26 protein-coding genes are annotated in these 24984 nt (G+C 73.5%); 12 read left to right on the top strand and 14 right to left on the bottom strand.

Annotation, left to right across the window (positions count from 1 at the left end):
- Positions 1-39: 39 nt before the first annotated feature.
- Together ACWCSU_RS20860 and ACWCSU_RS20865 are read left to right on the top strand one after the other, a co-directional pair.
- Positions 40-624, top strand: a complete 585-nt coding sequence (locus ACWCSU_RS20860) for an RNA polymerase sigma factor (protein WP_357707472.1) — start codon at positions 40-42, stop codon at positions 622-624.
- Entirely contained in the window at positions 617-1741 is a 1125-nt protein-coding gene (locus tag ACWCSU_RS20865; RefSeq protein ID WP_449936814.1) for a CU044_5270 family protein, read from the top strand. Before ACWCSU_RS20860 ends, ACWCSU_RS20865 begins: the two co-directional genes overlap by 8 nt.
- Before the next feature lie 41 nt (positions 1742-1782).
- On the opposite strand, the gene ACWCSU_RS20870 is transcribed toward ACWCSU_RS20865, so the two are convergent.
- The 3 genes from ACWCSU_RS20870 to ACWCSU_RS20880 all read right to left on the bottom strand — a co-directional run bounded on the left by ACWCSU_RS20870 (position 1783) and on the right by ACWCSU_RS20880 (position 4814).
- On the bottom strand, positions 1783-2871 hold the full coding sequence (locus ACWCSU_RS20870) for a serine hydrolase domain-containing protein (RefSeq protein ID WP_449936816.1): 1089 nt from the start codon (positions 2869-2871) through the stop codon (positions 1783-1785).
- Between the two features lie 123 nt (positions 2872-2994).
- Positions 2995-3726 carry a 3-keto-5-aminohexanoate cleavage protein gene (locus ACWCSU_RS20875; RefSeq protein ID WP_449936817.1) on the bottom strand — a complete coding sequence of 244 codons (732 nt, stop codon included), beginning with the start codon at positions 3724-3726 and terminating at the stop codon, positions 2995-2997.
- 101 nt (positions 3727-3827) lie between these two features.
- On the bottom strand, positions 3828-4814 hold the full coding sequence (locus ACWCSU_RS20880) for an aldo/keto reductase (RefSeq protein ID WP_357710461.1): 987 nt from the start codon (positions 4812-4814) through the stop codon (positions 3828-3830).
- Here ACWCSU_RS20880 and ACWCSU_RS20885 point away from each other — a divergent pair.
- The 6 genes from ACWCSU_RS20885 to ACWCSU_RS20910 all read left to right on the top strand — a co-directional run bounded on the left by ACWCSU_RS20885 (position 4813) and on the right by ACWCSU_RS20910 (position 9410).
- Positions 4813-5316 carry a hypothetical protein gene (locus tag ACWCSU_RS20885; protein ID WP_449936819.1) on the top strand — a complete coding sequence of 168 codons (504 nt, stop codon included), beginning with the start codon at positions 4813-4815 and terminating at the stop codon, positions 5314-5316. The two genes, ACWCSU_RS20880 and ACWCSU_RS20885, sit on opposite strands and share 2 nt — an antisense overlap.
- A complete protein-coding gene (locus tag ACWCSU_RS20890; RefSeq protein ID WP_449936820.1) occupies positions 5313-5891 on the top strand; it encodes a TetR/AcrR family transcriptional regulator in 579 nt (192 codons plus the stop codon). Before ACWCSU_RS20885 ends, ACWCSU_RS20890 begins: the two co-directional genes overlap by 4 nt.
- A gap of 194 nt (positions 5892-6085) precedes the next feature.
- Positions 6086-6694, top strand: a complete 609-nt coding sequence (locus tag ACWCSU_RS20895; RefSeq protein WP_449936821.1) for a fluoride efflux transporter FluC — start codon at positions 6086-6088, stop codon at positions 6692-6694.
- A gap of 5 nt (positions 6695-6699) precedes the next feature.
- A complete protein-coding gene (gene crcB / locus ACWCSU_RS20900; protein WP_357710517.1) occupies positions 6700-7056 on the top strand; it encodes a fluoride efflux transporter CrcB in 357 nt (118 codons plus the stop codon).
- 87 nt (positions 7057-7143) lie between these two features.
- Positions 7144-7599, top strand: coding sequence for an ATP-binding protein (locus tag ACWCSU_RS20905; protein WP_449936822.1), 456 nt, complete (start codon positions 7144-7146; stop codon positions 7597-7599).
- 62 nt (positions 7600-7661) lie between these two features.
- A complete protein-coding gene (locus ACWCSU_RS20910) occupies positions 7662-9410 on the top strand; it encodes a SpoIIE family protein phosphatase (RefSeq protein WP_449936824.1) in 1749 nt (582 codons plus the stop codon).
- A gap of 35 nt (positions 9411-9445) precedes the next feature.
- Here the strand turns inward: ACWCSU_RS20910 and ACWCSU_RS20915 are convergent, their stop codons facing one another.
- From ACWCSU_RS20915 to ACWCSU_RS20945, 7 genes are all read right to left on the bottom strand, one after another.
- Positions 9446-10294, bottom strand: a complete 849-nt coding sequence (locus tag ACWCSU_RS20915; protein WP_449936825.1) for a phosphotransferase — start codon at positions 10292-10294, stop codon at positions 9446-9448.
- A gap of 7 nt (positions 10295-10301) precedes the next feature.
- A complete protein-coding gene (locus ACWCSU_RS20920; protein WP_449936827.1) occupies positions 10302-12242 on the bottom strand; it encodes an alpha/beta fold hydrolase in 1941 nt (646 codons plus the stop codon).
- A gap of 56 nt (positions 12243-12298) precedes the next feature.
- Positions 12299-12862: a TetR/AcrR family transcriptional regulator gene (locus ACWCSU_RS20925; RefSeq protein WP_449936830.1), complete on the bottom strand. Its 564-nt coding sequence runs from the start codon at positions 12860-12862 to the stop codon at positions 12299-12301.
- 95 nt (positions 12863-12957) lie between these two features.
- Positions 12958-13284, bottom strand: coding sequence for a TraR/DksA family transcriptional regulator (locus tag ACWCSU_RS20930; RefSeq protein ID WP_357710482.1), 327 nt, complete (start codon positions 13282-13284; stop codon positions 12958-12960).
- Positions 13285-13316: 32 nt separating this feature from the next.
- A complete protein-coding gene (locus ACWCSU_RS20935; RefSeq protein ID WP_449936832.1) occupies positions 13317-14123 on the bottom strand; it encodes a rod shape-determining protein in 807 nt (268 codons plus the stop codon).
- Between the two features lie 226 nt (positions 14124-14349).
- Positions 14350-14700 carry a hypothetical protein gene (locus ACWCSU_RS20940; protein WP_357710488.1) on the bottom strand — a complete coding sequence of 117 codons (351 nt, stop codon included), beginning with the start codon at positions 14698-14700 and terminating at the stop codon, positions 14350-14352.
- A gap of 462 nt (positions 14701-15162) precedes the next feature.
- On the bottom strand, positions 15163-15597 hold the full coding sequence (locus ACWCSU_RS20945; protein WP_449936834.1) for a hypothetical protein: 435 nt from the start codon (positions 15595-15597) through the stop codon (positions 15163-15165).
- Between the two features lie 360 nt (positions 15598-15957).
- Here ACWCSU_RS20945 and ACWCSU_RS20950 point away from each other — a divergent pair, with 360 nt between their 5' ends.
- The 3 genes from ACWCSU_RS20950 (at position 15958) to ACWCSU_RS20960 (ending at position 18903) form a co-directional block, all read left to right on the top strand.
- Complete coding sequence (locus ACWCSU_RS20950; RefSeq protein ID WP_449936836.1) at positions 15958-16488, top strand: GNAT family N-acetyltransferase; 531 nt, start codon at positions 15958-15960, stop codon at positions 16486-16488.
- 235 nt (positions 16489-16723) lie between these two features.
- Positions 16724-17152, top strand: coding sequence for a carboxymuconolactone decarboxylase family protein (locus tag ACWCSU_RS20955; protein ID WP_357710496.1), 429 nt, complete (start codon positions 16724-16726; stop codon positions 17150-17152).
- A gap of 62 nt (positions 17153-17214) precedes the next feature.
- Positions 17215-18903, top strand: coding sequence for a serine/threonine-protein kinase (locus ACWCSU_RS20960; protein WP_449936838.1), 1689 nt, complete (start codon positions 17215-17217; stop codon positions 18901-18903).
- Positions 18904-18931: 28 nt separating this feature from the next.
- Here ACWCSU_RS20960 and ACWCSU_RS20965 read toward each other — a convergent pair whose 3' ends face one another.
- The 4 genes from ACWCSU_RS20965 to ACWCSU_RS20980 form a co-directional block, all read right to left on the bottom strand.
- Entirely contained in the window at positions 18932-19810 is an 879-nt protein-coding gene (locus ACWCSU_RS20965; protein WP_357710500.1) for a hypothetical protein, read from the bottom strand.
- Positions 19811-19826: 16 nt separating this feature from the next.
- Positions 19827-22472: a hypothetical protein gene (locus tag ACWCSU_RS20970; RefSeq protein WP_449936839.1), complete on the bottom strand. Its 2646-nt coding sequence runs from the start codon at positions 22470-22472 to the stop codon at positions 19827-19829.
- A gap of 144 nt (positions 22473-22616) precedes the next feature.
- Positions 22617-23333 carry a hypothetical protein gene (locus ACWCSU_RS20975; RefSeq protein ID WP_357710504.1) on the bottom strand — a complete coding sequence of 239 codons (717 nt, stop codon included), beginning with the start codon at positions 23331-23333 and terminating at the stop codon, positions 22617-22619.
- Between the two features lie 14 nt (positions 23334-23347).
- The gene (locus tag ACWCSU_RS20980) at positions 23348-23902 is read right to left on the bottom strand and encodes a papain-like cysteine protease family protein (RefSeq protein WP_357710506.1); all 555 of its coding nucleotides are present in this window, start codon (positions 23900-23902) and stop codon (positions 23348-23350) included.
- 161 nt (positions 23903-24063) lie between these two features.
- On the opposite strand from ACWCSU_RS20980, the gene ACWCSU_RS20985 reads away from it, so the two are divergent.
- Positions 24064-24972, top strand: a complete 909-nt coding sequence (locus ACWCSU_RS20985) for a hypothetical protein (protein WP_357710508.1) — start codon at positions 24064-24066, stop codon at positions 24970-24972.
- Positions 24973-24984 lie beyond the last annotated feature (12 nt).

Below are 24984 nucleotides of genomic sequence, written 5' to 3' on the forward strand. Positions count from 1 at the left end.
GGACGGACGCTCCCGCCAAGTAGGGGTGTGACACAAACCATGACCGTCGAGGACGAGCAGGTGATCGGCGAGTCCCTGCGCCTCCCCGAGAGGTTCGGGGTGCTCTACGACCGCTACTTCCCCGAGATCCACCGGTACGTCGCCGGACGCCTCGGCACCCAGGCCGCCGACGACCTCACCGCGGAGATCTTCCTGGCCGCCTTCCACGGCCGGGCCGGCTTCGACTCCGGCCGCGGCGTGGTCCGCGGCTGGCTGTACGGCATCGCCACCAACGTCGTCGCCCAGCACCGCAGGAGCGAGCTGCGCCGGTTGCAGGCCATGCAACGGGCGCCGGAAGGGATCCTCACCGGCGAACAGGCCGAGGACGGGCACGAGGACCTGGTCGCCGGGCGGCTGGCGGCGGCGGGCGTCAAGGACGACCTGGTGGCGGCGCTGCAGGCGATGCCGGAGGCCGACCGCGACGTCCTGCTGCTCCTGGCGCTGGCCGACCTGAGCTACCAGGAGATCGGTCAGGCCCTCGACATCCCCTCAGGAACGGTCGGTTCCCGGCTGAACCGCATCAGAAGGAAGCTTCGCGCCGCCCTGGGCGGCGCCAATCCCTTGCTTGGAGAGTCCCATGGATGACCTGACCCTGATCCGCGACCTTTACACGGCCCCGCCCCCCACCCCCGAGGTGCTGGCCGACGGCCGCGCCCGCCTCGCCGACGCCTATGCCCAGGCGACCCCGGCGTCCGCCGGCACCCGCCGGGGGATGCGCCGTCCGGCACCGCAGGCGCTGCCGGACGGCGGGAGGAGCCGGGGGCGCCGGCGGCGCTGGCCGCTCGTGGGGGCGAGCCTGGCCGGGGCGGCCGCCGTCACCGTGGCCGCGACCTTCCTCACCGCACCCTCGACGCCGCCGGCGCCCTCGGCGTCCGCGGCGCCCGCCCGGCTCTCGGCCGGTGAGATCCTGCTGGCCGCCGCCGACTCGGTCACCCCCGCCACGGGCGACGGCGCGTACTGGGTGCGCGACGGCGTCGTCGGCCGGTACGAACGCGCGCCCGGCGGCCACTACACCCTCAAAACCAGCCGCTCGGTCGAGCTCTGGCTCCCCAAAGCGGCCGACCGCCCCACCTGGGTGATCCGCCAGGACCTCGGTGCCCAGCCGGCCACGCCCGAGGACGAGACGGCCTGGCGCGCCGCCGGCTCCCCCCGGACCTGGACCCTGAGCGGCGGGACGCCCGCCGTGAAGCTCCAGGCCGGCCCCGGTGAGCGCGACGCCGTACGCGACGACAGCGGCAAGACCCTCACGCTGCTGGGCACGCCCATGACGCCCGCCACCCTGAACGCCCTGCCGACCACGCCGGACGGGCTGCGCCACACCCTGGAACGCATCGTCTCCAAGGGGTACGGCAAGGAGCGGGTGGACATGAACGCCCAGCTCTTCGAGACCGGCGTGCGGCTCGTCATGAACTTCCCCACCTCGCCGGAGGTCCGGGCGGCGACGTACCGGATGCTGGCCGCGCTCCCGGGGGCGAGCGCGGAGAGCGAGGCCACCGACCCGCTCGGCCGTATGGGACAGGCGGTCAGCCGGCCGGGCGGGCCGGGTGAGCGGTATCGGTTCGTCGTGGACACCGCCACCGGCCGGCCGCTGGCGCTGGAGTCGACGATCGGCCGGGACCGTTCGTACGAGGCGATCAGAACGGCCGCCTGGACCGACGAGGAGCCCCGGCTCCCGGTGCTGCGCCGCGACATGAACCGCTGATCCCGCCTCTCACGACGGGTGCGGGTGCGGTTCCCGCCCGGTCAGCGGGTGCAGAGGGCGGTGTCGAAGGCGGCGAGCAGGAGGTCGCGGGACTTGCCGCCGTCGGCGGAGCCGGTGACGTACACGGTGACCGTGCGGCCGGCGCGGTCGCGGCCGCTGAAGGAGGACACGCCCGGGAGGTCGCCGCCGTGCCCCCACAGCTTGCCGCCGCAGCTCAGCGGGATCTCCGCGACGCCGTAGCCGTAGCGGGCGCCCTTGGGCCAGCCGGGCCGGCCGACGGCGACGTACGAACCGGACTTGACGGACTGCGCCCGCCAGAACGTGTCGAGGTCGCGCGGCGTCGAGACCAGCCCGCCGCTGGCGCCGAAGTAGTAGCCGGGCAGCCGGGTGATGTCGACGATCCCGTCCTTGGGGCGCACCGGGTTCACGCCGTAGGTGTGCGCGTGCGGGCCGCGGACGCCGGTCTCGCCCTTGGCCGGCCAGTACGTGTCCCGCATGCCCAGCGGCTTCAGCACGAGGTCGCGGCTGACCAGGCGGAAGTCGCGCCCGGTCACCGCCTCGGCGACCAGGCCGAGGACCGTGTAGTTGGTGTTGGAGTAGGCGAACCGGCCGCGGGGCGTCGGTTCGAGGGTGAGCGCCAGCTTGAGCAGGTCCTGCTTGCCGACCTTCGACCAGTCGGCGGCGGGGGTGAAGTCCGCCAGGCCGCTGGTCTGCTGGAGGAGCATCTTCACGGTGATCTCCCGCCCGTCGACGCCCTTGCCGCGGATCACCCCGGGCAGGTACGTCTCGACCGGTTCGTCCAGGTTCACCTTGCCCTGGTCGGCCAGCTTCAGCACGGTGGCGGCGATGATCGACTTGCTCACGCTGGCGATCCTGAACCGGCCGTCGGCGCCGGGCATGGGCTCCTCGGCGCCACGCCGCGCGGTGCCGGAGACGACCGTCGTGGTCCTGCCGTCCGGGTGGCGGACGTAGGCCACGGCGCCGGGCACGTCCGGGGAGGAGGTGAGGGCGTCCAGCCGCGACTGCAACGACGGCGCACGGTCGGCCGCGAACGCCGGAGCCACCGGCGCGAGCGCCAGCGGGACGATCACGAGCAGGGCGAGTGCGCGCCGGGAGGCGGAGGAAGGCATCGGGACTCCTTAGCGGTGGATCAATATATGTCCCGACTCTCGCGAATTGGAGGCTTTGTCACAGTCACGGCACCACCCACCCTCGTGCGGGGGCTGCCCCTACCGGCTACCGGACCGGCCGGCTCATGGAGAGGGCGCGGAGAGGGCGCGGCGGACGAGGTCGGCGTTGTCCGCCGCCGGGCCGCCGTCCGGGTCCAGCAGGGTGTCCTCCAGGCCGATCCGGGTGGCGAGGCCCAGCCGTACGGCCTCCGCCACGAGCGGCCAGGTCGCCGGCCCCTCGCCGTGCAGGAGGCGGGGGGCAGGAGACCCGCCCAGGCGGTCGAGGACGGCCGTGGCCCGGGGGACCGCCTCCTCGTACGGCGCGTCGATCACTTCGACCAGGATGCGGGTCATCCGCCCGGCCAGGCCCGACGCGGTCAGCGTGGCGGCGTCGGCCGGCGTCCACACCCCGGCCTCGACCCCGATCCCCGCCTCCAGCAGCACCCGCGCCAGCTCGCCGAACCCCGGCTCCGACAGGTTCACCGAGGCGAAGTCCGGACGGGCTCCGGCGGGCAGCGCCGCCCACGCCGTCACCGCCTCCAGGCGGGCGGAGGCGTCCCCGCCCACGATCCACAGGCCGGTGGACACGCCCACGGGCAGCCCCGGGGCCGCCGCCCGGATGGCCGTGGTCGCCGCTCCGACGTCGGCGGCGTCCAGCGACTCCCGTCCCGTCGCGTCACGCGGATGGACGTGCACCGCTCCCGCCCCCGCCAGCCGCACGGCCACGGCGTCTGCGGCCAGCTCGGCGGGCGTGAGGGGCAGCCGGGGATGCTCGCCCGCCGACCGGCTTCCGTTGAGACACGCTTTGATGAACATGCGGCCCATCCTTCCCGGGCGGTCCGAGCTCAGGCGCGGGTGTCTCGGCGCTTCTCGGCGGAGGCGTCAGCCGGGGTCCTCGGCGGGGGTGTCTCAGCGGCTCAGTGGGCGGCGTCGAGGCGGGCGCGCTGGTCGTCGGTCAGCTCCAGGTCCACGGCGGCCAGGTTCTCCTCCAACTGGGCCACCGACGACGCCCCGGCCAGCGGGATCACCGGGAACGCCGAGCCGATCTGCCAGGCCAGCACCACCTGGTTCATGCTCGCCCCGCACTCCTTCGCGACCTCGCGCAGCACGGACAGGCGGGCCGGGGTGCCGGGGTGGTCGTAGTCCGGCGGCACCTGCTTGTCCTGCCGGGTGTAGGCGCCGCCGAGCAGCGGCGAGTAGGCCACCAGAGTCAGGCCGGGCTCGGCGCGCAGGTAGCTCAGCAGTTCGGCTCCGGCGTGCCCGAGGCTGCCGTCCTCGAAGATCGACTCGGGCATGTCGAAGCGCGGGCGCAGCAGGCTGTGCTGGTACTGCAGGACCTCGTACCCGGCGACCCCGGCCGCGGCGGCCAGGGCGCGGGCCCGTTCCACCCGCCAGATCGGGTGGTTGCTCACCCCGAGCAGACCGACCGTGCCCTCGGCCACCAGCGCGCCGAAGCCCTCGACGGTCTCGGACAGCGCCACCGAACGGTCCTCGATGTGGGCGTACAGCAGGTCGATGCGGTCCACGCCGAGGCGTTCGCGGCTGCGCTCGGCCGACTCCCTGATCGTCCTGGCGGACAGTCCCTCGGCGTTGTCGACGTAGCTCGTGCCGGGGGCGAGCGGTCGCGCGCCCAGCTTGGTGGCGATCAGGATCTCGTCGCCGACGCCATTGGCGCGCCGCCAGCGGCCGAGCAGCTCCTCGCTCTGCCCGCCCTGGCCGCCGTCCACCCAGAAGGCGTAGTTGTCGGACGTGTCGATGAACGTCCCCCCGGCCTCGGCATAGCGGTCGAGGATGGCGAACGACGTCTTCTCGTCCGTCACCGAGCCGAACAACATCGCCCCGAGGGCGAGCACGCTCACCTCACGGCGGGTGTCAGGGTTCGTGCCGATCGTCCGGTACTTCATGCTGTCTCCCCAATTCGTCACGTTCTGTACGAGGCCCCGGAACGGGAGTCTGGGGCCTGGAGCGAACTCCAGGTCAAGCCGGACCGGCGAGCTCGGCCTGTACGTCAAGGGCAGGGCCGAACCGGGACGCACGTCCGTGGGCGCCGCCTTCTCACCGATGCGCACGTACGCCGACACCAAGCTGTGCAACCTGCTGACCGTGCCGCTGTTCGCCGAGCGCTGGCGGGCGGCCGGGATCACGGTCGACGCCGTGCACCCAGGGGTCGTCCGCACCGGGCTCGGGGATCGCCGCGGCCCGCTCGGCCTGCTGCTCAAGGCCGCCAAGCGCACCTGGGCCGCGCCCGAGGAGGGCGCGCGGCACGTCGTCTCCCTGGCCGGGACGCCCGGCACCGGCCGGTACTTCGACCAGGACCGTCAGGTCCCCTTGCAGGGCCCGGCGCTGGACGCCGGCCTGGCCCGGCGCGTCTGGGACGAGGCCGAGGCGCTGGCCGCGGCGCGATGACCCGGCACCGGCGCAGCGAGGAGACCGTGCGCAGGCTCCTGGACACCGCCCTGGAGGTCTACCCCGCCGACTTCACCCTCCGGGCCGTGACCACGCGCAGCGGCGTCAGCATGGGCAGCGTCTACCACCACTTCGGCAGCCTCGAAGGGCTGGCCGCCGCGCTGTACAGCCGGTGCATGGACGAGCTGCTCGGCACGCTGGTCGCCGCCACCGAGGCGGCCGCCGACGCCCGTGACGGCGTGCGCCGCGTGGTGCGGGCCTACCTGGGGTTCACCGCGCGGCACCCGGACCGGGCCCGCTTCATCCACGCGGCGCCGTACGCGCTGGACCTCGGCCCGTACGCCGAGCGCATCGCCGAGGCCAAGGCGTCCCGGCTGGCCAGGCTGAACGCCTGGATCGGCGCGCGCATGGAGGAGGGGGCGGTCGCGCGGCTGCCGGCGGCGCAGGTGGAGATGTTGCTGATCGGGCCGGTGGCCGAGGTGAGCAGGCGGTGGCTGGCGGGCGTGCCGGACATCGACCTGGACGAGGCGGCCCGCGTCCTGCCCGACCGCGTCTGGCTGTCGCTCGGCGGCTGACGGGCGGACGCCCCTCACCGGATGGTGGGCCGCTCCAGGGAGGGGGCGTCGGTATGATGGGCATGGCTTCCCACGCCGGGAGCCGCGGCGGTGGGGCCCGCCGCCTCCCGCCCGTACGGGGGTAACCGCGGTGTCGGCCGCCAACGGTCCCTGCCAGAGATGTGCCACGCTCATGTGCTGGTAGGAGATGCCTCATGACCCAAGCCCGTCCCCCCAGGCCCGGCCCGGGCGGCGCGCACGCCGCCGAAGGCGCGGAGGCCGGCGACGCGTCCGCCGTCGAGGGCACGCGGGTCGATCCGCGAGCCGCGGTCGATCCCGACGTCGATCTGCATGTGCCCGCCCAGCGCGGCGAGCTCGCCCGCGTCCCCATCGCCACGCCGGCCGTCATCGCGGCTGGCGGCGTGCTCGGCGCGCTCGCCCGGTACGCCGTCCTGACCGCCTTCCCGGTGCCGCCCGGCGGCTTCGCCTGGCCGACGCTGGCCGTCAACGTCTCCGGGTGCCTGCTGATCGGGCTGCTGATGGTGGCCATCACCGAGATCTGGCAGGTCCATCCGTTGACCCGGCCGTTCCTGGGGGTGGGGGTGCTGGGCGGTTTCACCACGTTCTCCACCTCCATCGCCGACGCCCAAGGGGCCCTGGCCGCGGGCGCGCCGCGCACGGCGCTCGCCTACCTGGCGGTCACGCTCGTCACGGCGCTGGTCGCGGTCTTCCTGGGACAGACCCTCGGCCGCGGCCTGTTCGGCCGCTTCGCCACCCCCGGCGACGAGGGCACGCGCGCTCCGCACGACGGGAGGCGTCAGTGACCACGATGTTGCTGGTGGTGCTGGGCGCCGCCGTGGGCGCGCCCGCCCGCTACCTGATCGACCGCGCGGTCCAGGCCCGGCACGACAGCCTGTTCCCGTGGGGCACCTTCGCCGTGAACGTGGCCGGGTCGGCGCTGCTCGGCTTCCTGCTGGCGCTGCCCGCCGACGGCGGCGCGCAGGCTCTCCTGGGCACGGGCCTGTGCGGGGCGCTGACCACGTACTCCACCTTCGGTTACGAGACGCTGCGGCTGCTGCAGACCGGCGCCCGCACCTACGCCGCGCTCAACGCCGTGGCGAGCATCGCCGCCGGCCTCGGAGCGGCCTGGTGCGGCATCGCCCTCGCCCAGGCCGTCATCCTGTGAGCGGCCGGCACGTTTGACGATCGATCGACGGGAAAGCTGAACGGAAGCCGGCGTATCCCTTCCCGACGTCCGACAGACGAGACGATCATGTGTGTGGAGTTCGAGCTGCGCTGTCCCATCAGCGCCGATCTGGCGTTCATCCGCGACCTGGTGCGCCTTCACGGCCACCACAGCGGGTTGTCCGGCGAGCGGCTGGAGGACCTGGTGCTCGCGGTGAACGAGGCCGTCACCAACGTCCTCGACCATGGCGGCTCGGCCGGCCTGGTCACCGCCGTCCGTGACCCGATCGGGGTCTGCGTGGAGATCCTGGACACCGCGGGCCGCCTGACCCCCGACCACCTCGACGCCGCCGGCGTCGACCCGACCGCGTCCCATGGCTTCGGGCTGTGGGTGATCCGGCAGTTGTGCGACTCGGTCGCGCTGGAGCGGACCGGCCTCGGCTCGCGGCTGCGGCTGCGCGTGCTGGTGCCTCCGGAAACCCCGCGTGCTGCCGACCGCCGCCTCAGCGACGCCATGGCCGGCGCCGCCTTGCCCTGGTCCTGAGCCCGGCGCGGTCCCGGGTACGCGAAGTCGGCATGTCAGTAATCATCCGATAACGTAGTGTGATGATGGCTGATCGGGGTGACGTCGGGCACCGGCCGGAAGGCTCCGGTTCCGGCGCGCAGCCGGAGGAGTGGCTGCTGCGCGCGGCGTTCGACGGCACGGGCATGGGCATCTACCTCACCGACATCGACGGCCGCATCACCTGGGTCAACCCCGCGACGGTGGCCCTGCTGGGCTTCCCCGTCGACGAGCTGCGCGGCGCCGACGCGCACCAGAAGCTGCACCGCCGCCTCGACGGCGGCCTCCCGCCCCGCTCCGGCTGCGAGCTGGTGACGGTGTGCCGGCACGACCGGTCCGTACGCAGCGAGTTCGCCACCTTCGCCACCGCCGGCGGCCGGCTGCTTCCGGTGGCCTGGGTGGCCTCGCCGCTCCACCGCGACGGCGAGCCCGCCGGGGCCGTCGTGGTCTTCATCGACGTCGTCGAACGCCTCGACGCGGCCGGCCGGCAGGCCGAAGAGCTCGTCCGCGCCCAGAAGCTGACCGAGCAGTTCCGCCTGCTGACCGAGATCAGCACCGTCCTCACCCAGACGCTGGACGTGCGCGAGGCGATGACCCGGCTCGGCCGGCTGCTGGTGCCGCGCCTGGCCGACTGGGCGGCGGTGGACCTCTTCCTCGGGCCGCGCGAGCTGCGCCGCCTGGCCATGGCCTCCGCCGGGGCGGCGCCGGTCGACCCCTCCTGGTTCGCCGAGCTGCCGTACCTGCCGAAGGGCCCGTCACGGTCGGCGCTGGTCCGGGTGCTGCGCGGGGAGCAGGCCCTGCTGCTCGGCCCCGAGCAGATCGCCGCCCCGCCGGACGGGCCGCTGGCCGCCGCGCACGACGCCCTGTTCAACGTGCTGGGCGGCTCGTCGGCGATCGTGGCGCCGCTGCGTACGCCGCGCCGCGTGCTGGGGGCCCTGACGGTGGCGCGGACGGACCCGGCGCGGCCGTACACGGAGTCAGACGTGGAGCTGGTGGCCGACATCGCCCGCACCGCGGCCCTGGCGGCCGACAACGCCTGCCTGTTCGGCCAGCAGCGCGACATCGTCGACACCATGCAGCGCCACCTGCTGACCGCGCTGCCGCAGGTCGATCACCTGCAGCTCGCCGCCCGCTACCTGGCGGCCCCGGCCGGCTCCCAGGTGGGCGGCGACTGGTACGACGCCTTCGTGCTCCCCGACGGCGTCACCGCGATCGCCATCGGCGACGTCGCCGGCCACGACCTGGAGGCCGCCGGGCAGATGGCCCAGCTGCGCAACATGCTGCGCGCCCTGGCCTGCGACCACAAGGAGTCGCCCAGCCTCATCCTCGACCGGCTCAACAAGGTCATGGCCGTGGCCAGCGACGCCTCCACGGCCTCGGCGATCCTGGCCCGGATCGAGCCTCCGCAGCCGGAGGGCGAGCCGGGCGCGCGGATGTTGCGCTGGACCAGCGCCGGCCACCTGCCGCCGCTGCTGGTCACCGCGCACGGGCAGGCCCGCTATTTGGAGGAGGGCCAGTCGTTGTTGCTGGGCGTGCACCTCGACGACGTGACCCGCCACGACGCCCTGGTGCCGCTGCCGCCGGGCAGCACGCTGCTGCTCTACACCGACGGGCTGGTCGAGGTGCCCGGCGTCAACCTGGACACCAGCCTGGCCCGGCTGCGCCGCCACGCCGCGACGCTGGCCGGACGCCCGCTCCAGGACTTCTGCGAGGAGGTGCTCGCGCTCGCGCCGTCGCCGCGCACCGACGACATCGCGCTGCTCGCCCTGCGCCTGCCGCCTCCGGGGCAGTAGCGCGGCCCGCCCTCAGGGGAGGGCCGGCACGCCGGTCAGGGCGCGGTCAGCGCGGCCTCGATCGCCGGGCCGTGCAGCTCCAGCCACGCCTCACGCCGCTTGATCAGGTCGCCGACGCCCTCCTCCCACATCCGGGCCCAGCCGCCGCCCTGCTCCTCGGCGATCTGCCGCATCGAGAACCACGACCGCCGGGTACGCATCACGGCCACCTCGACCAGGCGCGAACGGTCCACGCCGGACATCCCGTACGCGTCGGCGAGCAGACGGCAGCGGCGCGGCACGTCCAGGTCGCGCAGGGGCGGGTCGGCGTCGGCCGGGTCGCCCAGCGGCGCCCAGTTCATCATCGCGCTCATCAGCTCCTCCACCCGGGTGGCCGGCCTGGCGATGTCGAAGTCGATCAGCCCGGCCGCGACGCCGTCGCGGAACACGATGTTGTCCGGCGTGTAGTCCAGATGCCCGACCAGCTCCGGCGGGTACGGCGGTGCGGGCGGCATGCCCGGCGGCTCGGTGAACCCGAAGTCGGCCCGTACGCCTTCGGGCGGCACGAACCCCACCACCGCCTCGTGGTAGGCGCGGATCAGCCGGCCCACGGAGGCCAGCCGTTCCTCGTCGGCCAGCCATTCGGGCCTCGGGCGTCCGGCGACCTCTCCGGGCACGAAGGTCAGCACCTCGCGCCCGGCGGCGTCGACGCCGAGGAAGCGCGGGGCGCCCGCGAACTTCGCCTCCTCCAGGTGTTCCAGCAGCGCGTGGACCAGCGGGGCGTTGGGGCCGACCGGGCGGCGTACGGTGTCGCCGACGCGTACGACGCCTTCGGTGACGTCGCCGCCGGCGAGCGGGATCTCGGGCTGGGCGTCGTCGGGCTCGACGTAGGTGACGGGGCTCATGGCTTCCTCAAGGGCTGGGGAGTGGGCCGGTCATGATCTCATGGCCGAGGAGGACCCGCCGGACGATCTCCGCGACGGCGGCCGGGTGGGTGAGGTGCGGGTGGTGCCCGGCCCCCGCGACGACGGTGACGGGAACGGGGCCGGGGTCGCCGGTCAGCGGGTCCAGCTCGCCGACCACGAGGTGCACGGGGACGGGGCCGCCGAGCAGCGTACGGAGGGCGGCGCGTTCGGCGGGGGAGTGCGCGGCCCGCAGCGCGCGGGCGGTGCGCCGGGCCGTCCCGGGACGGCGGAGCCCGGCCGCGGCGCTCGCGACCGCCCGCCGCGCGCTCTCCGGCGGCGGCGCAGCGCCCAGGAGGGTGGCCGCGAGCCGGTCGGCGCCCGCCCTCCCGAGCAGGGGGCCGGCGAGGAGCCGGGTGAGCGCGGACGGCCGGCGCTGGAGGAAGAAGGGGGACACCAGGACCAGGGCCGCGACCCGGTCCGGCTGGGCGGCGGCGTACCGGAGCGCCGGCGCGGCGGCGGCCGAGTGCGCGACGATCACGGGACGGGTGCGCACCGGCCCCAGCAACTCGGCCAGCCATTCCGGCGACGTGGCCGCTGCGGGAGACGAACGCCCCAATCCGGGCAGATCGGCTACGAGCGCCCCGAAGCGCCGTGAGGCGGGGGTGCCGTCCGGTTCGTCGAGCACGTCGTGCCGGGGGTCGCCGTCCGGTTCGTCGAGCACGTCGTGTCGCGGGTCGCCGTCCGGTTCGTCGAGGGCGCGGTGCCGGGAGTCGGCGTCCAGTTCGTCGAGCAGGTTGTGCCAGGAGTCGCCGTCCAGGGGCAGTCCGTGCAGCAGGACCAGGCGCGGTGACGTGCGGTCGCCCGCGAGGTAGGTGCGCGACCCGGCGACGTCGTGGAAGCCGCCGGGACGCACGGCCGGGGCGGCGCCGAACCGGTCCGCGACCAGCCGGTCGGCCCAGCGGCGCAGCGCGTCCCCCACCGGAGGCCGCCGCAGGCCCGCGGACGCGGCGACCCGGTCGGCCGAGCCCGTGTCGTACCGGTCCTCGGTCAGGAAGCCCAGCGTCTCCGGGTCGGCGCCGGTCAGCGCGGACGGCAGGCGGCGGATCAGGGCCACCGGCACGCGCACCCGCGGCGCGCGGACGCCGAGATGGTCCGCGAGCAACCGGATCAGGTCGGGCAGTTCGGGCGTTGCGGGATCGAGCACCCAGTGCAGTCCGCCGGGTTCGGGGTCGTGCTCGGGCACGGCGGCCATGAACCGGGCGAACTCGTCCACCGTCACCACGGGCACGAACGTCCGGGCGCCGCCGGGCAGCGCGGGCAGCCGGCCCGTCCACAGGTCGCGGACGAGCCCCGCCAGGCCGAGGTACTGGTCGGCCTCGCCGGTGAGCGAATGGCCGATGACGCTGCTCGGGTTCACCACGGTCAGCGGCACGCCCAGCCGGGCAGCGGCGACCCGCACGGCGGCGTCCCCCTCGGCCTTGGACCCCTCGTAAGCCCCCTTGTCCCGGTACAGGGCCGCCAGTTCGGCCTCCGGGAGCGGATGGCGCGGACGCGGGTCCAGCCCGACGCGGTACCCCGACACGTGCACCAACCGGCGCAGCCCGGGGCGGGCGGCGGCCCAGCGCAGCACGTTGAGGGCGCCTTCGACGTTGACCGCCCTGGCCTCCTCGCGTTCCATGCCGAAGCGGTAGACGCCGGCGGCGTTGAACACGTCCCGCACGCCCGCCGGGCCTTCGACGGCCGCGTCCAGTCCCAGGCCGGGGGCCGTGAGGTCGCCCTCGACGACCGTGAGCCGGGTGGCGGGCACGCCGTGCTCGCCCAGCCACGCGCGCAGCCCGCCGTCCGCGCGGCGGACGACGGCCGTCACCGTACGGCCCTGTTCCAGCAGGTGCAGGACCGTCCATCTGCCGATGAAACCGGTCGCGCCGAACACCACGGCGTCTTCCATGGAACTTCCCTCTCTAGACCGATCTGCATATTCTGTGGGCACGGAAAACCGCCCGCTCACGCCAGCAGCCTGACGACCTGGCGGCGGGCGCGTTCGACGGGCAGGCGGGAGCGGCCCGCGCGGGCCAGCACCAGCGAGCCCTCGATCACCGCGAGCACGGTCGCCGCCAGGTCGTCGGCCGACTCGTGCCCCTCGGCGCGCAGGGCGTCGGTCAGTCTGCGCTGCCAGCCCTCGTAGACGCCGGCGCAGATCCGCCGCAGGTGCTCGTTCGACGAGGCGACCTCCAGGGCCACCGTCGCCACCGGGCAGCCCTTGGCGTACCCGCCCGCCACCATCCTGTCGGCCAGCGCGTCGAGGAGGGCCGGCACGAGGTCGCGGGCGCGCGGGAGCGTGCCGGCCAGCTCGTCGATCATGGTGTCGACCTCGCGTCCGGCGGCGGTGAGCGCCTCGCCCACCAGTTGGTCCTTGCCGCCGGGGAAGTGGTGGTAGAGCGAGCCGCGAGGGGCGCCGGCCATCGCGAGCACCTCGTTGAGCCCGGTGCCGTGGCAGCCCTGGGCCTCCACCAGCGTGCGGGCCGCCGCGATGATGCGCGCCCGCGTCTCGTCTCCTTTGACCGCCATGCGGCACACACTAGACCGGTCTGCATATTCCTGTCCACGCGGGCCGCTCCCGGTGGACCGGCCGCCCCATGCCGCGGGGGCGGCCGGTCCAGGGGTCAGGCGGCTTCGTTCCGGCGCTGGCAGTTGATGCAGAACCGGGCCAGCGGGCGGATCTTGAGGCGCTCGAACGGGATGCCCGACTCACAGTGCGAGCATCGGCCGTACGAGCCGGCGGTCAGCCGGTCGAGGGCCTGGGTGAGCTCGGCGATGGCCCGGTCGGCGGTGGCGAGGGAGGCCAGCAGCTCCTGCCAGGTGCCGTCCGCGCCGCTGCCGTCCTGGGCCTCGGCCTGCAGGCCGAGCAGGTGGCGGCTGCGTCGTTCCAGCTGCTCGTCGAGGTCCTGGCGCAGGGACTGGAGCTGCACGGTGCTGAGGTGGTCGGTCATTGTGGTTTCCTTTCCGCGCGGATGCGGGGGTTTCAGAGGGCGGTCACGGGCGCCGCGGGGCGCAGGCACAGGCGCAGCAGGCCGCGGACGGTCGCGTGCTGCGGCTCGGGCGCGGCGTTGATCCGGATGCGAAGGGCGGTGTGCAGGCGGTCCAGCAACCGCGTCTGCAGCGCGCCCCCGCCGGTGACGGTCAGGCCGTTCTCGCGGACGGCCGGCCGCAGGTGGGCGGGCTGGCGGCGCAGCAGGCCAGCGGTCATCTCCACGACGCCGTCCAGCGCGTCCGGCAGCAGGCCCTTGCTGGTCGTGGCGCTGAGCTGGAGCGCCGCCGCGTCGCTGACCGCGCCGCCGCCGACGACGACGGCCTCGACGATGCCCGCCCCCACGTCCAGCAGCAGGTACGGTGCCGGCCCGGCGACGTCCAGACCGGCGCCGGCGGCGGCCGCCAGCGGCGCCTCGACCAGCGTCACCTGGCAGCCGGCCGCCTCGGCGACGGCCGCGCGCACCGCCTGGCGGTCGCTGCCCGTCGCGGCCCTGGGCACCGCGGTCATCACGTGCTCCAGCGGCCGGCCGCCGGAGAGCCAGGCGTCCTGCAGCACGAGGTGCACGAGCCGCAGGCAGGCCCCCGGGTCGACCACCATGCCCCGGCGCACCGGACGGACCGGTACCCCGGCCGCGCTCTCCGGCGACGGGACGACCACCGCCGTGGGACGGTCGGCGATGGCGAACCCGTCCAGGGACAGCGAACGGGTGCGCGAGGTGCCCAGGTCGAGCACCACGTGGGCGCGGTGGACCGCGGAGGTTCGCGGTGAGTGTTCGTGGACTGATCCGGCGTCGGACATGACGATGATCGGCTCCTTGCTCTGTCGCGGAGAACTCGTACGCGAAAGACGAGAGAAAAGGCGCATCCCGCAGGCGGGGACGCCACGACGGCGCTCTCCGGCCGCGCGGGAACCCGCGGACGGCCGGACGACGCGCGGACCCGGCCGTGCGGCGGCCGGGCGCGACGACCGGCCCCGCGGCGCGCTGGGCGGGCCGGGAGGCGGCGACTCGTGAAGAGGGAGGGAGCTAGATCAACGGCGGGCTGCGCGAGCCCGCCGTGCGGTGACCGACCTGCTGCGGGTCGCGGATCGCGGCCGCGTCGGGGCCGGGCGCCGGGAGCAGCGCGAGATGGGCCGCCTGGAGGTGCCGCCCGCCGCGCGGCGGCGGCCAGAGCGTCAGCGTGAGGTGCTCACGGCCGCTGGACACCTGCGGCGGCAGGCTCGGCATCCGGTCGCCGCCCTTGTCCGGGGTCCACTCGTGACCGGCGGACAGGGGGTGCGCGGTTGCCTGGCCGTCGGCGTAGGAGGGGCCGGCGACCAGCAGGGACAGCAGGACCAGGCCCACCACGCAGCACAGCGCGATGGGGCCTCGTGGCACTCTGCACGGTCCCTTCATAAGGCCGACCATAGCCCAGGCGATGGGAAAAGGCATTACCGTCCGTTTTCCCGTTCGGCGGTACGGCGTGGCCTGCCGGGGGCGAGGCGGTGCGGGGGCGGCGGGAGCGTCTGGAGGGGCTCGCGGGGCTGGTGCGAAGGGCACCGGGGAGGACTCACGAAGGATGGATGGCGGGGCCGAGGGACGGCGGGGGCCGAGGGAAGGCGGGGGCCGTGGGAAGGCGGGGGTCAGGAGAAGGCTGAGGCCGGGAGAAGGGTGGGGGCAGGAGAAGGCGGGGGAGGGGTGGCGTGCTGGAGGGCGGGGTTCGCCGGGACATGGCGGGCGTGGCCGGTCGCCGGACCGGGAGCCGGTCTTGGTCCGGATGGCCGGCACGCGCCACGTCGCCGGGAACCCCGCCGTTCAGCGTGCTGCTGTCTCAGCGGGAACCTCGCCGAGGGCTGCTATTTAGAAGCCGTCGAAGTTCTCGCCCCACTCGCCCCAGTCGTCGTCTTCCTGGTGGGTGTCGGGGCCACGGTCGTCGGTGTCGGTGTCGTGGTCGTGGCGGTCCGGCTTGTGGATGGCCGGGCGGCCGGGACGGCCCTCGGGGCCGCGGGGGCCCTGAGGACCACGGGGGCCCACGCGGTGGTGGCGGCCGTGGTCGTCGTCGTCGTGGTCGTGGTCATGGCCGCCGCCCCACCAGCCGCCCCAGCGCGGACCCCACCAGCGGGGACCGCAGTGGCGCCAGCCGCAGCCGCCCCTCAGGACCGGCTTCTCATCGGACGGGCTCTGATACGACGCCGTGCCGGCCGTGCTGGCCTGTGCCGGCACCTGGCCGCCACCCAGCAGCAGCAACGCGCTCGTGGCGAGCACGGCCGCCGGCTTGTTCATCATTGATTTCATCGCGCTTTCCGTTCAGAAGTTTCCAGAACCGCCGCGGGACTTCTCGACTGCCGTCGGTCTCCGGCATGAGCAGTCTTACCCGCGCATTGAGTTCGGAGTTCTGACAAGACAGGCATGAGCTCCTAAAGCTTGACCAGATTTACCAGGCCCTTACAGCCGACTTGTCCGGGTTTATTGCGACAACCAGCGGTGGTGTCGCTTTACTGAGACTGGATCAATTCCTAGCGCTGTCATCCCGAAAATGCGGCGCTGCCGGGAACATGCGCTCCGGGTCGCCGGTGCGGTGGGCGCGGGGGTGCCGGTTTCGTTCGAGATCCGCTATCGTCACTGTCGTACTGTAGGTAGACAGTGAGGTGGAGTGTGGCGAATCGTACGGACGTGCGGCTGGAACTGCTGACCGGCGACCAGGCGCTCGCGCGCCGGGCGGAGCTGATCGGCCTCTACCGGGAGGTGTTCACCGGGCCGCCGTGGAACGAGGGGGAGGCCGAGGTCGCCGACTTCGGCGTGCGGTTCGCCGCCGACGCGGCGCTGCCCGGTTTCCGCGCCGTCCTGGCCGTCGGGGACGCGGGACCGTGCGGGTTCGGCACGGCCTGGCCGACGGCGTCCCCGCTGCCGGAGACCCGTAGCTACGGCAAGGTGCTCGCGGCGCTCGGGCCGGACGGGGTGTCCCGGCTCCTGGCCGGCGCGCTGCAGGTGGACGAGCTGGCGGTCGCTCCGCGCGCCCGTGGCCGGGGCCTGGCGGGCCGCATTCTGGACCTTCTGTGCGGCGGACGCCGGAGCTGGTTGTTGACCTCCGTGCACGCGCCGGACGCCATTCGTCTGTATGAGCGCCTGGAGTGGCGGCGGGTCGGCGAGAACGGGGGAATTGTGGTGTTCGTCAAGCCCGAGTAAGCATGATGTTTCGCCGAATCTCTGTACTAGTGCTGATATCTGGAGCAAAACTGCGCGAGTACTGAATAAGTCGGACATTGCTGCGTCGAGGGGGCGGGAGAATCGCCAACAAATGGCGAGGCAATCCGGCTGGACGCCCTCCGGATGCCTCCCGGACGCCCCCGGATGCCTTCGCCGCCCTCGCTGGAGGTCCGGTTTGCGTTTGAGCGCGCTCTAACGCCTAGCGTTCCGTCACATGACGAACTTTGAAGAAGGACCCCAGCGGGAGCAGCGGTACGAGCATGGCCTGAAGGTGTTGCGGGAGATCGACGGCGAGGCCGGGCAGCGGGTCGTCGACGCCCTTGCCGACGTCTCGCCCGAAATGGCCCACCAGGTGGTCGCCTGGGCCTTCGGCGAGATCTACGACCGTCCCGGCCTGGCCCCCCGCGACCGTCAGCTGGTGACCCTGGGCGTGCTCACCGCGCTCGGCGGCTGCGAACCCCAGCTCGACGTGCACGTCAACGCCGCGCTGAACGTCGGGTTGACCCCTGCCGAGATCACCGAGTCCCTGTTGCACGCGGCCGTCTACTGCGGCATGCCTCGGGCGTTGAACGCCACGTTCGCGGCCAAGAAGGTCTTCGCCGAACGCGGCCTGCTCCCCGTGGGCGACGCCGGCCCGGCCTGACCGCCCGCCCGCCCCTGCTGGGGGCTGCCTCCCGCGCGCCCGGTCTGTCATGATCGGCTGGGATGAGCGTGCAGGCGTTACAGGCGACGGACCCACCCGAGATCGGCGGCCACCGGCTGCTCGGGCGCCTCGGCGCGGGCGGCATGGGCGTCGTGTACCTGGCCAGGAGCCGCCGCCGGGGCCTGATGGCCATCAAGGTCATCCGGCACGACCCCGCCGACGCCGAGGCCATGGAACGGTTCCGCCGTGAGGCGGCGACCCTGCGGGGCCTGCGCAGCCCGTACGTGGCGCCGCTGGTGGACGCCCGGGTGACGGCCCCGCCGTACTGGCTGGCGACGGAGTACGTGCGGGGGCCGACGTTGTTGCGGGCGGTGTCGGAGCGGGGGCCGCTGTCGGCGGGGCTGTGCCGGCGGCTGCTCGCCGGGCTGGCCGCCGCCCTGGCCGACGTGCACGGGCACGGCGTCCAGCATCGCGACCTCAAGCCGCACAACGTCGTCCTGTCGCCCGAGGGGCCGAAGCTGATCGACTTCGGCATCGCGCGGGCCCCCGGCCAGAGCACGATCACGACGTCGGGGGAGATCGTCGGCACGCCCGGCTACATCGCTCCCGAGGCCGTGCGGCAGGAGCCGGTCACGGCGGCGGCGGACGTCTTCGCGCTGGCGGGCACGGTCGCCTACGCCGCCACCGGCCGTCCGCCGTTCGGCCGCGGCGAGCCGATGGCGGTGCTGTACAGCAGCCTGAACACCGACATCGACGTGGACGGCGTCGAGCCCGCGCTCGCCGAGCTGATCCGCTCGTGCGCGGCGCGGGACCCGGCGGAGCGGTTCACGTCCGAGCGCGTGGCGGCGCTGGCCGGCAACGCCGTGGACCCGCTGTCGTGGGGCTCGGACGAGGAGTACCAGGCACTCGTCGGCGAGACCGGCCCCGCCGAGGGCGAACCCACCGGGTCGACGGCCCGGCCGGGCGGGGCGTCCTGGCCGGGGCGGGCACTGGCGGCGGGAGCGGCCCTGGTGGCCCTCGGCGCGACGGCCGCCGTCCTGTTCCCCCACCTCGCCACCCCCACGCCCGCCCCGACCCCGACCCTCTCCACGCCCGGCCCGAACCCGGCCTCCCCGACGGTCCCCACGACCGCGCCCGCGTCCACGACGGGCCGGACGCCCGCCTCCGCGACGAGCCCCGCGCCCGCGTCCACGACGGGCGGTTCGGTGGAGGTCGGGGCCACGGTGGCCGGTGATCCCGGGACCGTCGTGGTCACCCAGCCGCCGCCCGGCCCCACCCCTTCCGGTCCCGTCCGATGGCGGGCCGTGCACGGCCCCCGGTGCGTGGCGGAATGGTTCTACGCCGACCCAGCCTGGCGTCCCGTCACCGGCGGCTGGAAGCGCGACGGCTGCGCGGGCGCGGCGCTGGCGCTGCGCGTCGGGAGCGAGCCGGCCCACTTCAACCAGGGCGTCAACTGGTACTTCGACACCCGCGGCGGCGCGCGCTGCACCATCGACGTGCACATCCCCGACGACCCTCGCTCGACCGGCCTCGCCTTCTACTACCTGGACGGTGACGAGACCGACCCACCGCACCTCGGCCCGCCGGTGACCGTGGACCAGCGTGCCCACCGCGGCCGCTGGGCCCCGCTCGGCACCTGGAAGGTCCCCGCGCCGGGCCGGCTCACCGTCCTGGTCGGCAACCAGCCCGTCAAGGCCGGCGACACCCACGAGGTGACGGTCTCCGCCGCCCGCGCCCGCTGCTACTGGTGACGGTGAGCCCAGGAACCCCCCGGGCGCGTCAGCGGAGGGTTCTGCCCAGGGTGCCCTGCTCGGGATAGGAGTACTTGACGCGCAGCACCAGCTTGGCCTTGCGCGGCTGGCTGCCGGCGTAGGCCAGCAGGCCGGAGAAGAAGTCGAGGCCGTCGGCGTTCACACCGACCTCGACGCAACCGTGGCTGTACCCCTTGTGTGAGTTGTGCAGGTAGAAGCCGCCACGCCCGTACATGTTCCCCTGGATCGGGGTGAGCCGGACGCGGAAGGTGCCCCAGTCGGGGAAGACCGGGCCGTTGCCGCCCACGGGAAGGAACTGGATGCCCTCCCCGGGATTGGAGACGGCCTTGTCGCCGCGCTGGTTCGCCGCCTCGACGGAGTTCTGGCGGGGATCGACGTGGGTGAGGAACGTGTACAGCCCCTCGGGCAGCGGGCCGTGGTCCTTGCTGTTCTGCATGCTGCCGATCTGGTGTCCCACCAGGCCCGAGGTGGCGGCGTACAGCAGGGTGCCCGAACCCCGGAGCGAGGCGGGCATGGACCTGCGCCAGTACAGGAACCTGCCGGTGTAGACGAGGTCGGCCTGGTCGTCGGCGGGGTCGCGGACGTCGAGGTCGAACTGGCCGAGCGTCCTCAGGGCGCCCGTCCGCGGCACGTCGACGGCCTCGAACCGGCCCGAGCCGGGCGTCCTGCCGGTCAGCGCGAACACCCGGTACGAGCCCTGCGGCGAGTAGGACGCCCGGGTCTCCTCCAGGAACACGAGCCCGGGATCGTGGTGGAAGAGCACGGCGTGCACGTTGTCGTCGGGTTTCTCGCCCTTCCACATCATCGGCCGGCTCTCCTCGCCGACGGTGAGGGAGATCCGGGAGACCCGGTCGTCCTGGCTCCTCTGGAAGCAGAAGTACGTCATCGGGCCGCCCGCCGCCCTACGAGATCGTCGCGAGGTTGGACGTGAGCGCGATGTCGGTGCCGGACGACGGCGTGTACTCGTGCCACTCGGCGATGAGCGCCCCCTTCTCGCCGGGTTGCAGGATCGGCACGGGGGACTGCGTGCCGCGGTGGGCGAAGCTCAGGCGTTCGACCACGATGTGCGTGGCGTCCGGGATCGCGACGACGACCTGCGCCTCCTGGATGCGGCGGTCGTCCTCCACGTCCAGCACGACGGGCAGCCCGACGACGAACGCCGAGCTGTTGCCGACCTTGATGTTCACCGGGTTCGGGCTCGGCGCGAGGTCCGAGGACGACGTGGTGAAGGCGGCGTCCTGGAGCCGGGCGGCGGCGCGTTCGGGGTTGGCGGGCGGGATGCCGGGATAGTTGCGATCGTCGTAGGCCGCGATCTCCTGCGCGATCGTCAGGTACGGCGCCGGGACCGGCGCGCCGACCGCGCCTCCCTCGGCGAAGCGCATCCACTCCTCCTCCCAGCCCTTGCGCACGGTGAGGACGATCCGCGCGCTGCCGGCTCGCAGGAACGCCTGCCTGGTCGGGTCCGGGTGCCGCAACTGCCGGATGAACGGCCAGCTCGGCGGGACGTCCCAGAAGTAGGAGTAGAGGAACGTGACCACGTTCTCCCACTCGATCGCCTGGTTGATGAAGCGCACCAGGTCCTCGTGCCGCCGCAGCAGCGTCCACTGCTCGGGGCTGAGGCCGAGGCTCGGCCCGTCGAAGCCGATGCCGTGCTGGAGGTCCACGTGCGCGGCGAGGAAGGCGGCCAGGACGTCGGCCGGCATGAAGTCGAAGTCGCTCCCGAGGACGAACCGCAGGACGCACTTCATGATCTCGTCGCTCTCCTCGCGCCGCAGCGTCAGGGTGTCGACGTTCGCCAGGCCGTCCTCGACGGCCGCGATGCGCGCGGCGATGTCCTCCTGCTCGGCGAAGTACCTGGTCTGGGCGGCGTTGTAGAGCGTGTTCCAGACGTCGGTGCGCCACTGCTCGACGGCCTCGTCCGTCAGGTCGAGCCGCACGCCGAGCCCGACGAACACCCGCTCGGAGTGGTGGAAGAAGAAGGTGATCTTGTGACGGCCGGTGAAGCCGCGCATGTAGGGCGTGGCGCCGTCGAAGGACATGATCCGGTGGTCGCGGATGATGAGCGCGTCCGACAGGTTGCGCCACGTCGGCTCCGAACGGGCGCCGATGACGTCGAAGTTCATCTTGTCGTCGGAGTCGTCCTTGCCGACCTGGGCGTCCAGCATGATCTCCCGGATGTGCGTGCCGCCGGGCACGTCGAACTCCAGGTCCAGGAACCACCAGTTCCCGTCGGTGTTGACGTGCGAGCTGACGGTCAGCGGCGTCGGCTCCTCGGGGTGCGGCCGGACGGTGACGCCGTACCGGTCGGCCAGCCACTGGTACTTCGGGACGCCGGTCGGCGACGGATGCCCGTCCTGGTCGACCAGGTCCGTGGTGATGTCGGCGTGCCTGACCGGGAACTCGAAGGGCCCCTGCCGCGAGCGGAGCAGTTCGAGCTCCGCGTACGCCCGCCGCATCGACGCCCCCGGCTCGGGGACCGCGATGTCGTACGTCAGGCGCAGCCCGTACCGGTAGAGCCGGACCCGCCACTTGCGCATCAGGCTGAAGTAGTCGATCCGGACCGGGTCGTTGCCCGTGTTCTTCAGCATCCGGGTCGAGGTCTCCTCCGACCCCGTCACGGTGGTCGTGGAGATGGTCACCTTGTGCTCGCGGCGGGAGCGCGAGGACGCCTTCTGCGTGGTGGCGCGGGCGTGCTTGACGCTCTCGGCGGCCGAGGCCGACTCCGAGCCCTGCGCGGTGAACCCGGTGGTGCTCGAACCGGAGATGATCGGGATGCCGCCCTGGACCGTGCCGGTGATGTTGAACTGGTTGGAGTGCTGGCTCTGCGACGACGTCGACTGCGCCAGGTCGGTGTTGTCGGTCACGCCCGTCTCGCTGACCGCCTCCAGCGAGTCGGTGACGATGGTGGTGAACTCCTTCGAGGTGACCGACCACTCCTTGTGCGTGACCGCGGTCTCCTCGCCGGGCGCGAGCGGGATGGTCGAGACGAGCTCGCCGCGCTGGATGCCGACCGGGACCATCTCGATGCGTTCGAGGTTGAGCAGGCCGATGGGCGGCGCGGCGGTGTTGACCGTCAGGCCGCGCAGGGCCACCGCGGCGGTGTTGAGCGCCTGCGCGGCCCGGCCGGCGTCCCCGGCGCCCGCGCGCTCCGCCTCGCGCAGGCGTTCGGCGCGCAGCTCGACGAGCGTCCCGGCGAACAGCGCCAGTTCGGCGGCCGGCACCCGCGACAGCGCGGCGGGGTCCGGGCGCAGTGCCGCGGCGGGCTGCTCCTCGAAGCGCCTGAGCAGGTCCAGCGCCTCGCCGGACACGCCTTCGGCGGCGCTGCCGGCGTGGAGGCGGTCGCGGACCCCGTCGGTGTCGCCGGGGGCCAGCGCGAGCTGCCGGACCGCCCCGAGCTTGACGATGCCGCCGCCCGGATCGTCGTGCGCCGTGGGCACCCGCAGCGGAACGAGCGTGCCTTTCAGCACCTCCCGCGCGGAGTTGTCCAGCACCGGCGCGGACGGTGGAGCCGGTGGCCCCGCGGCCGCCGCGCTGAGGATGTCTGCCATGGTCGTCCCCCCTCGTGGATGAGCAGCTGTGCCGCCATGGTGGGGGCGCGTGCCGGTGGACGGCATGAGTAAGGGCTACTCAGAAGGGAGGCCCGCGCCTCCGCCGAGATGGCCGTGGAGGCGCGGGCCGTGCACCGGATCTTGTCAGGTGCGGCGGGTTCTCAGCAGGCGAACGGTGATCGCCGCGCCGAGCAGGACCACGGCGCCCACGGCCCAGGGCAGGGGGGTGCCCCCCGGGCCGGGGACGCCGTAGCCGCCCGCGTAGCCGTCCCTGGCATAGGTGCTGCCGGGGAGCTTGGCGGCGTAGCGCTGTTGCGCCAGCCGCCGGTAGTCGGCCACGGGGACGCCGGCCCGGCCGACCGACTGCGCCGCTTCGGCATTGAGCGGCACGACCGTGCCGTCGCGCAGGGCGTACCAGGCGTTGAGCTGCGGCTCGCGGAACACGGTGCCGGTCTGGCCCGCGTACGTCTGCTCGTCGCCGCCGCTGGCGATGTTGCTGACCACCCACGTGCCCCGGCGGTCGCGGGTCGTCCAGACGGAGGCGGTCTGCCCGTCCGGCGCGGTCGCCCCGGTGGCGAGGAAGGCGAAGCGGGCGATCTCCGCCGACCGTCCGGCGACGAAGTCCGGATTGAGGTCGTTGACGGCGACCGTGGGACCGTCGATCCGCGCCGGCACGGGGGCGAGGCTGGTCTGCCTGCCCTGCCCGGCGAAGAAGCGGCCGACCGTGTCGCCGGCGCCCGCGGCGGCGGTCCTGGCGGCGTCGATGTCGGCCTGGGTGGGGGCGCCGGGGTCGGCCAGCGCGGGGCTCGGGACCCACAGGAACAGGGCGGTCAGGGCCGCGACCGCTGCGATGAGCTTCATGTCGATGGCCTCCCTCACGCGCCGATGTAGTCGAGCGAGTGGGTCCAGAAGAACGAGGAGTTCGAGACGTAGTAGCTGTAGGTGGACCAGTTGTAGCGGGTGCTGGACGGCCACGGGTTGCTCCAGTACACGTACGACGAACTCTGGTCGTAGCCGTAGATGACCTCCATGTGGCCGCCGCCGCTGGTCCACTGGATGCGGGCCATGATCGGGCGTTGGGCGTCGATCTCCCTGACGATGGCGGCGTAGGTGAGGTAGTCGTAGACGTACACGCCGGGGCTGATGCCGATCTGGCGGAAGGCCGTCTGGTCGTTGCCGAGGGTCGCCTGGTTGTTGGGGCAGCTCGTGTTGACGCCGCGGTTGAAGGCCAGGTTGCAGAACTGGTTCTGGCTGTAGGAGTACCCGTAGTAGGCGGCGACGGAGTTGCCCGTCGCGGCCCAGCACCAGTTGGAGTACTGCTGCGACTGCTGGGTGAAGTTCAGCTTGTACCAGGTCGCGGCGTCGGCCGGGGGGCTGCTCGCGATCCAGGTGGCCGCCGCTAGGGCGAGGGCCACGGCCAGGCGGAACATAGGCGCTCCTTCTGCTGGGGGGTGCTGCGAAGGATGTTCGACCTGCGGTGATGTCCGTACAAGAGGGAGCACATTTCCCTGACAGATCACTGTGGAAGGTGACATTTCATGACGTTCATGAAGTGATGACGAATCTGTGGAAATCTGTGAACATTCACAACGTGGCGGATGAGCTCCAGGCCGCGCTGCGCGCGGGCCCCTTTCACGTCGCCCTGCGGGCCGCGGTCGGAGCGCGGGGGCTGACCCTCGAACGGCTGCGCCACCGCCTGGCGCAGCGCGGCCTGAACGTCGGGGTGAGCACGCTGAGCTACTGGCAGCAGGGCCTGCGCCGGCCGGAGCGCGAGGAGTCGCTGCGGGCCGTGGGAGCCCTGGAGGAGATCCTCGACCTGCCGCCCCGCGCGCTGCTCGGCCTGCTCGGGCCGCCGAAGCCACGCGGACGCGCGCCCGGGGTGGCGTACTCGACCCTGTTCCGGCCGGCCCAGGTGGTCTCCGCCATGCTGGACGAGCTGGACGCGGTGGCCGACGACCGCCGCCTGCACATCGCCGTCATGTACGAGTCGCTGCGCATCGGCCCTGACCGCAGCCTCACCAGCCGCGAGACCACGCAGGTCGTCCAGGCCCACGAGGAGGGCGCCGACCGCTACATCATGATCTATCGCGGCGACGCCGGCTGCGACGTGGAGCACGTCACCGTCACCGCCCTTGAGGACTGCCGCGTCGGCCGCGTCACCAGGGACGGCGCGAGCGCCACGGTGGTCGCCGAGCTGCTGTTCGACCGGTCGCTGCGGGTCGGGGACACCCACGTGCTGCGGTACCGGATCGCCGACCTCAGCGGCGCCGAGTCCTGCTTCTACGAGCGCGGCTTCCGCTTCCCCGCCGGCCAGTACGTGCTGCGCGTGGCGTTCGACCCGGCCGAGCTGCCGGTGCGCATCCACCGCTTCGCCCGGCGCGGTCCGGGCGGCGGCGAGCCGACCGCCGCCGAGCTGACGCTGAACTCCCAGCACGCCGTCCACCTGATGGCCGCAGCCCTGCAGCCCGGCCTGGTCGGCATCCGGTGGGCCTGGCCCTGACCGGCGCGTCGC

Source organism: Nonomuraea sp. NPDC001699 (assembly GCF_053596455.1).

Excerpts from the sequence above, each read along its gene's own strand:
- ACWCSU_RS20860 (WP_357707472.1), top strand. The coding sequence starts at position 40 with ATGACCGTCGAGGACGAGCAGGTGATCGGCGAGTCCCTGCGCCTCCCC.
- ACWCSU_RS20865 (WP_449936814.1), top strand. The coding sequence starts at position 617 with ATGGATGACCTGACCCTGATCCGCGACCTTTACACGGCCCCGCCCCCC.
- ACWCSU_RS20870 (WP_449936816.1), bottom strand. The coding sequence starts at position 2,871 with ATGCCTTCCTCCGCCTCCCGGCGCGCACTCGCCCTGCTCGTGATCGTC.
- ACWCSU_RS20875 (WP_449936817.1), bottom strand. The coding sequence starts at position 3,726 with ATGTTCATCAAAGCGTGTCTCAACGGAAGCCGGTCGGCGGGCGAGCAT.
- ACWCSU_RS20885 (WP_449936819.1), top strand. The coding sequence starts at position 4,813 with ATGCTGTCTCCCCAATTCGTCACGTTCTGTACGAGGCCCCGGAACGGG.
- ACWCSU_RS20880 (WP_357710461.1), bottom strand. The coding sequence starts at position 4,814 with ATGAAGTACCGGACGATCGGCACGAACCCTGACACCCGCCGTGAGGTG.
- ACWCSU_RS20890 (WP_449936820.1), top strand. The coding sequence starts at position 5,313 with ATGACCCGGCACCGGCGCAGCGAGGAGACCGTGCGCAGGCTCCTGGAC.
- ACWCSU_RS20895 (WP_449936821.1), top strand. The coding sequence starts at position 6,086 with ATGACCCAAGCCCGTCCCCCCAGGCCCGGCCCGGGCGGCGCGCACGCC.
- crcB (WP_357710517.1), top strand. The coding sequence starts at position 6,700 with ATGTTGCTGGTGGTGCTGGGCGCCGCCGTGGGCGCGCCCGCCCGCTAC.
- ACWCSU_RS20905 (WP_449936822.1), top strand. The coding sequence starts at position 7,144 with ATGTGTGTGGAGTTCGAGCTGCGCTGTCCCATCAGCGCCGATCTGGCG.
- ACWCSU_RS20910 (WP_449936824.1), top strand. The coding sequence starts at position 7,662 with ATGATGGCTGATCGGGGTGACGTCGGGCACCGGCCGGAAGGCTCCGGT.
- ACWCSU_RS20915 (WP_449936825.1), bottom strand. The coding sequence starts at position 10,294 with ATGAGCCCCGTCACCTACGTCGAGCCCGACGACGCCCAGCCCGAGATC.
- ACWCSU_RS20920 (WP_449936827.1), bottom strand. The coding sequence starts at position 12,242 with ATGGAAGACGCCGTGGTGTTCGGCGCGACCGGTTTCATCGGCAGATGG.
- ACWCSU_RS20925 (WP_449936830.1), bottom strand. The coding sequence starts at position 12,862 with ATGGCGGTCAAAGGAGACGAGACGCGGGCGCGCATCATCGCGGCGGCC.
- ACWCSU_RS20930 (WP_357710482.1), bottom strand. The coding sequence starts at position 13,284 with ATGACCGACCACCTCAGCACCGTGCAGCTCCAGTCCCTGCGCCAGGAC.
- ACWCSU_RS20935 (WP_449936832.1), bottom strand. The coding sequence starts at position 14,123 with ATGTCCGACGCCGGATCAGTCCACGAACACTCACCGCGAACCTCCGCG.
- ACWCSU_RS20945 (WP_449936834.1), bottom strand. The coding sequence starts at position 15,597 with ATGAAATCAATGATGAACAAGCCGGCGGCCGTGCTCGCCACGAGCGCG.
- ACWCSU_RS20955 (WP_357710496.1), top strand. The coding sequence starts at position 16,724 with ATGACGAACTTTGAAGAAGGACCCCAGCGGGAGCAGCGGTACGAGCAT.
- ACWCSU_RS20960 (WP_449936838.1), top strand. The coding sequence starts at position 17,215 with ATGAGCGTGCAGGCGTTACAGGCGACGGACCCACCCGAGATCGGCGGC.
- ACWCSU_RS20965 (WP_357710500.1), bottom strand. The coding sequence starts at position 19,810 with ATGACGTACTTCTGCTTCCAGAGGAGCCAGGACGACCGGGTCTCCCGG.
- ACWCSU_RS20970 (WP_449936839.1), bottom strand. The coding sequence starts at position 22,472 with ATGGCAGACATCCTCAGCGCGGCGGCCGCGGGGCCACCGGCTCCACCG.
- ACWCSU_RS20975 (WP_357710504.1), bottom strand. The coding sequence starts at position 23,333 with ATGAAGCTCATCGCAGCGGTCGCGGCCCTGACCGCCCTGTTCCTGTGG.
- ACWCSU_RS20980 (WP_357710506.1), bottom strand. The coding sequence starts at position 23,902 with ATGTTCCGCCTGGCCGTGGCCCTCGCCCTAGCGGCGGCCACCTGGATC.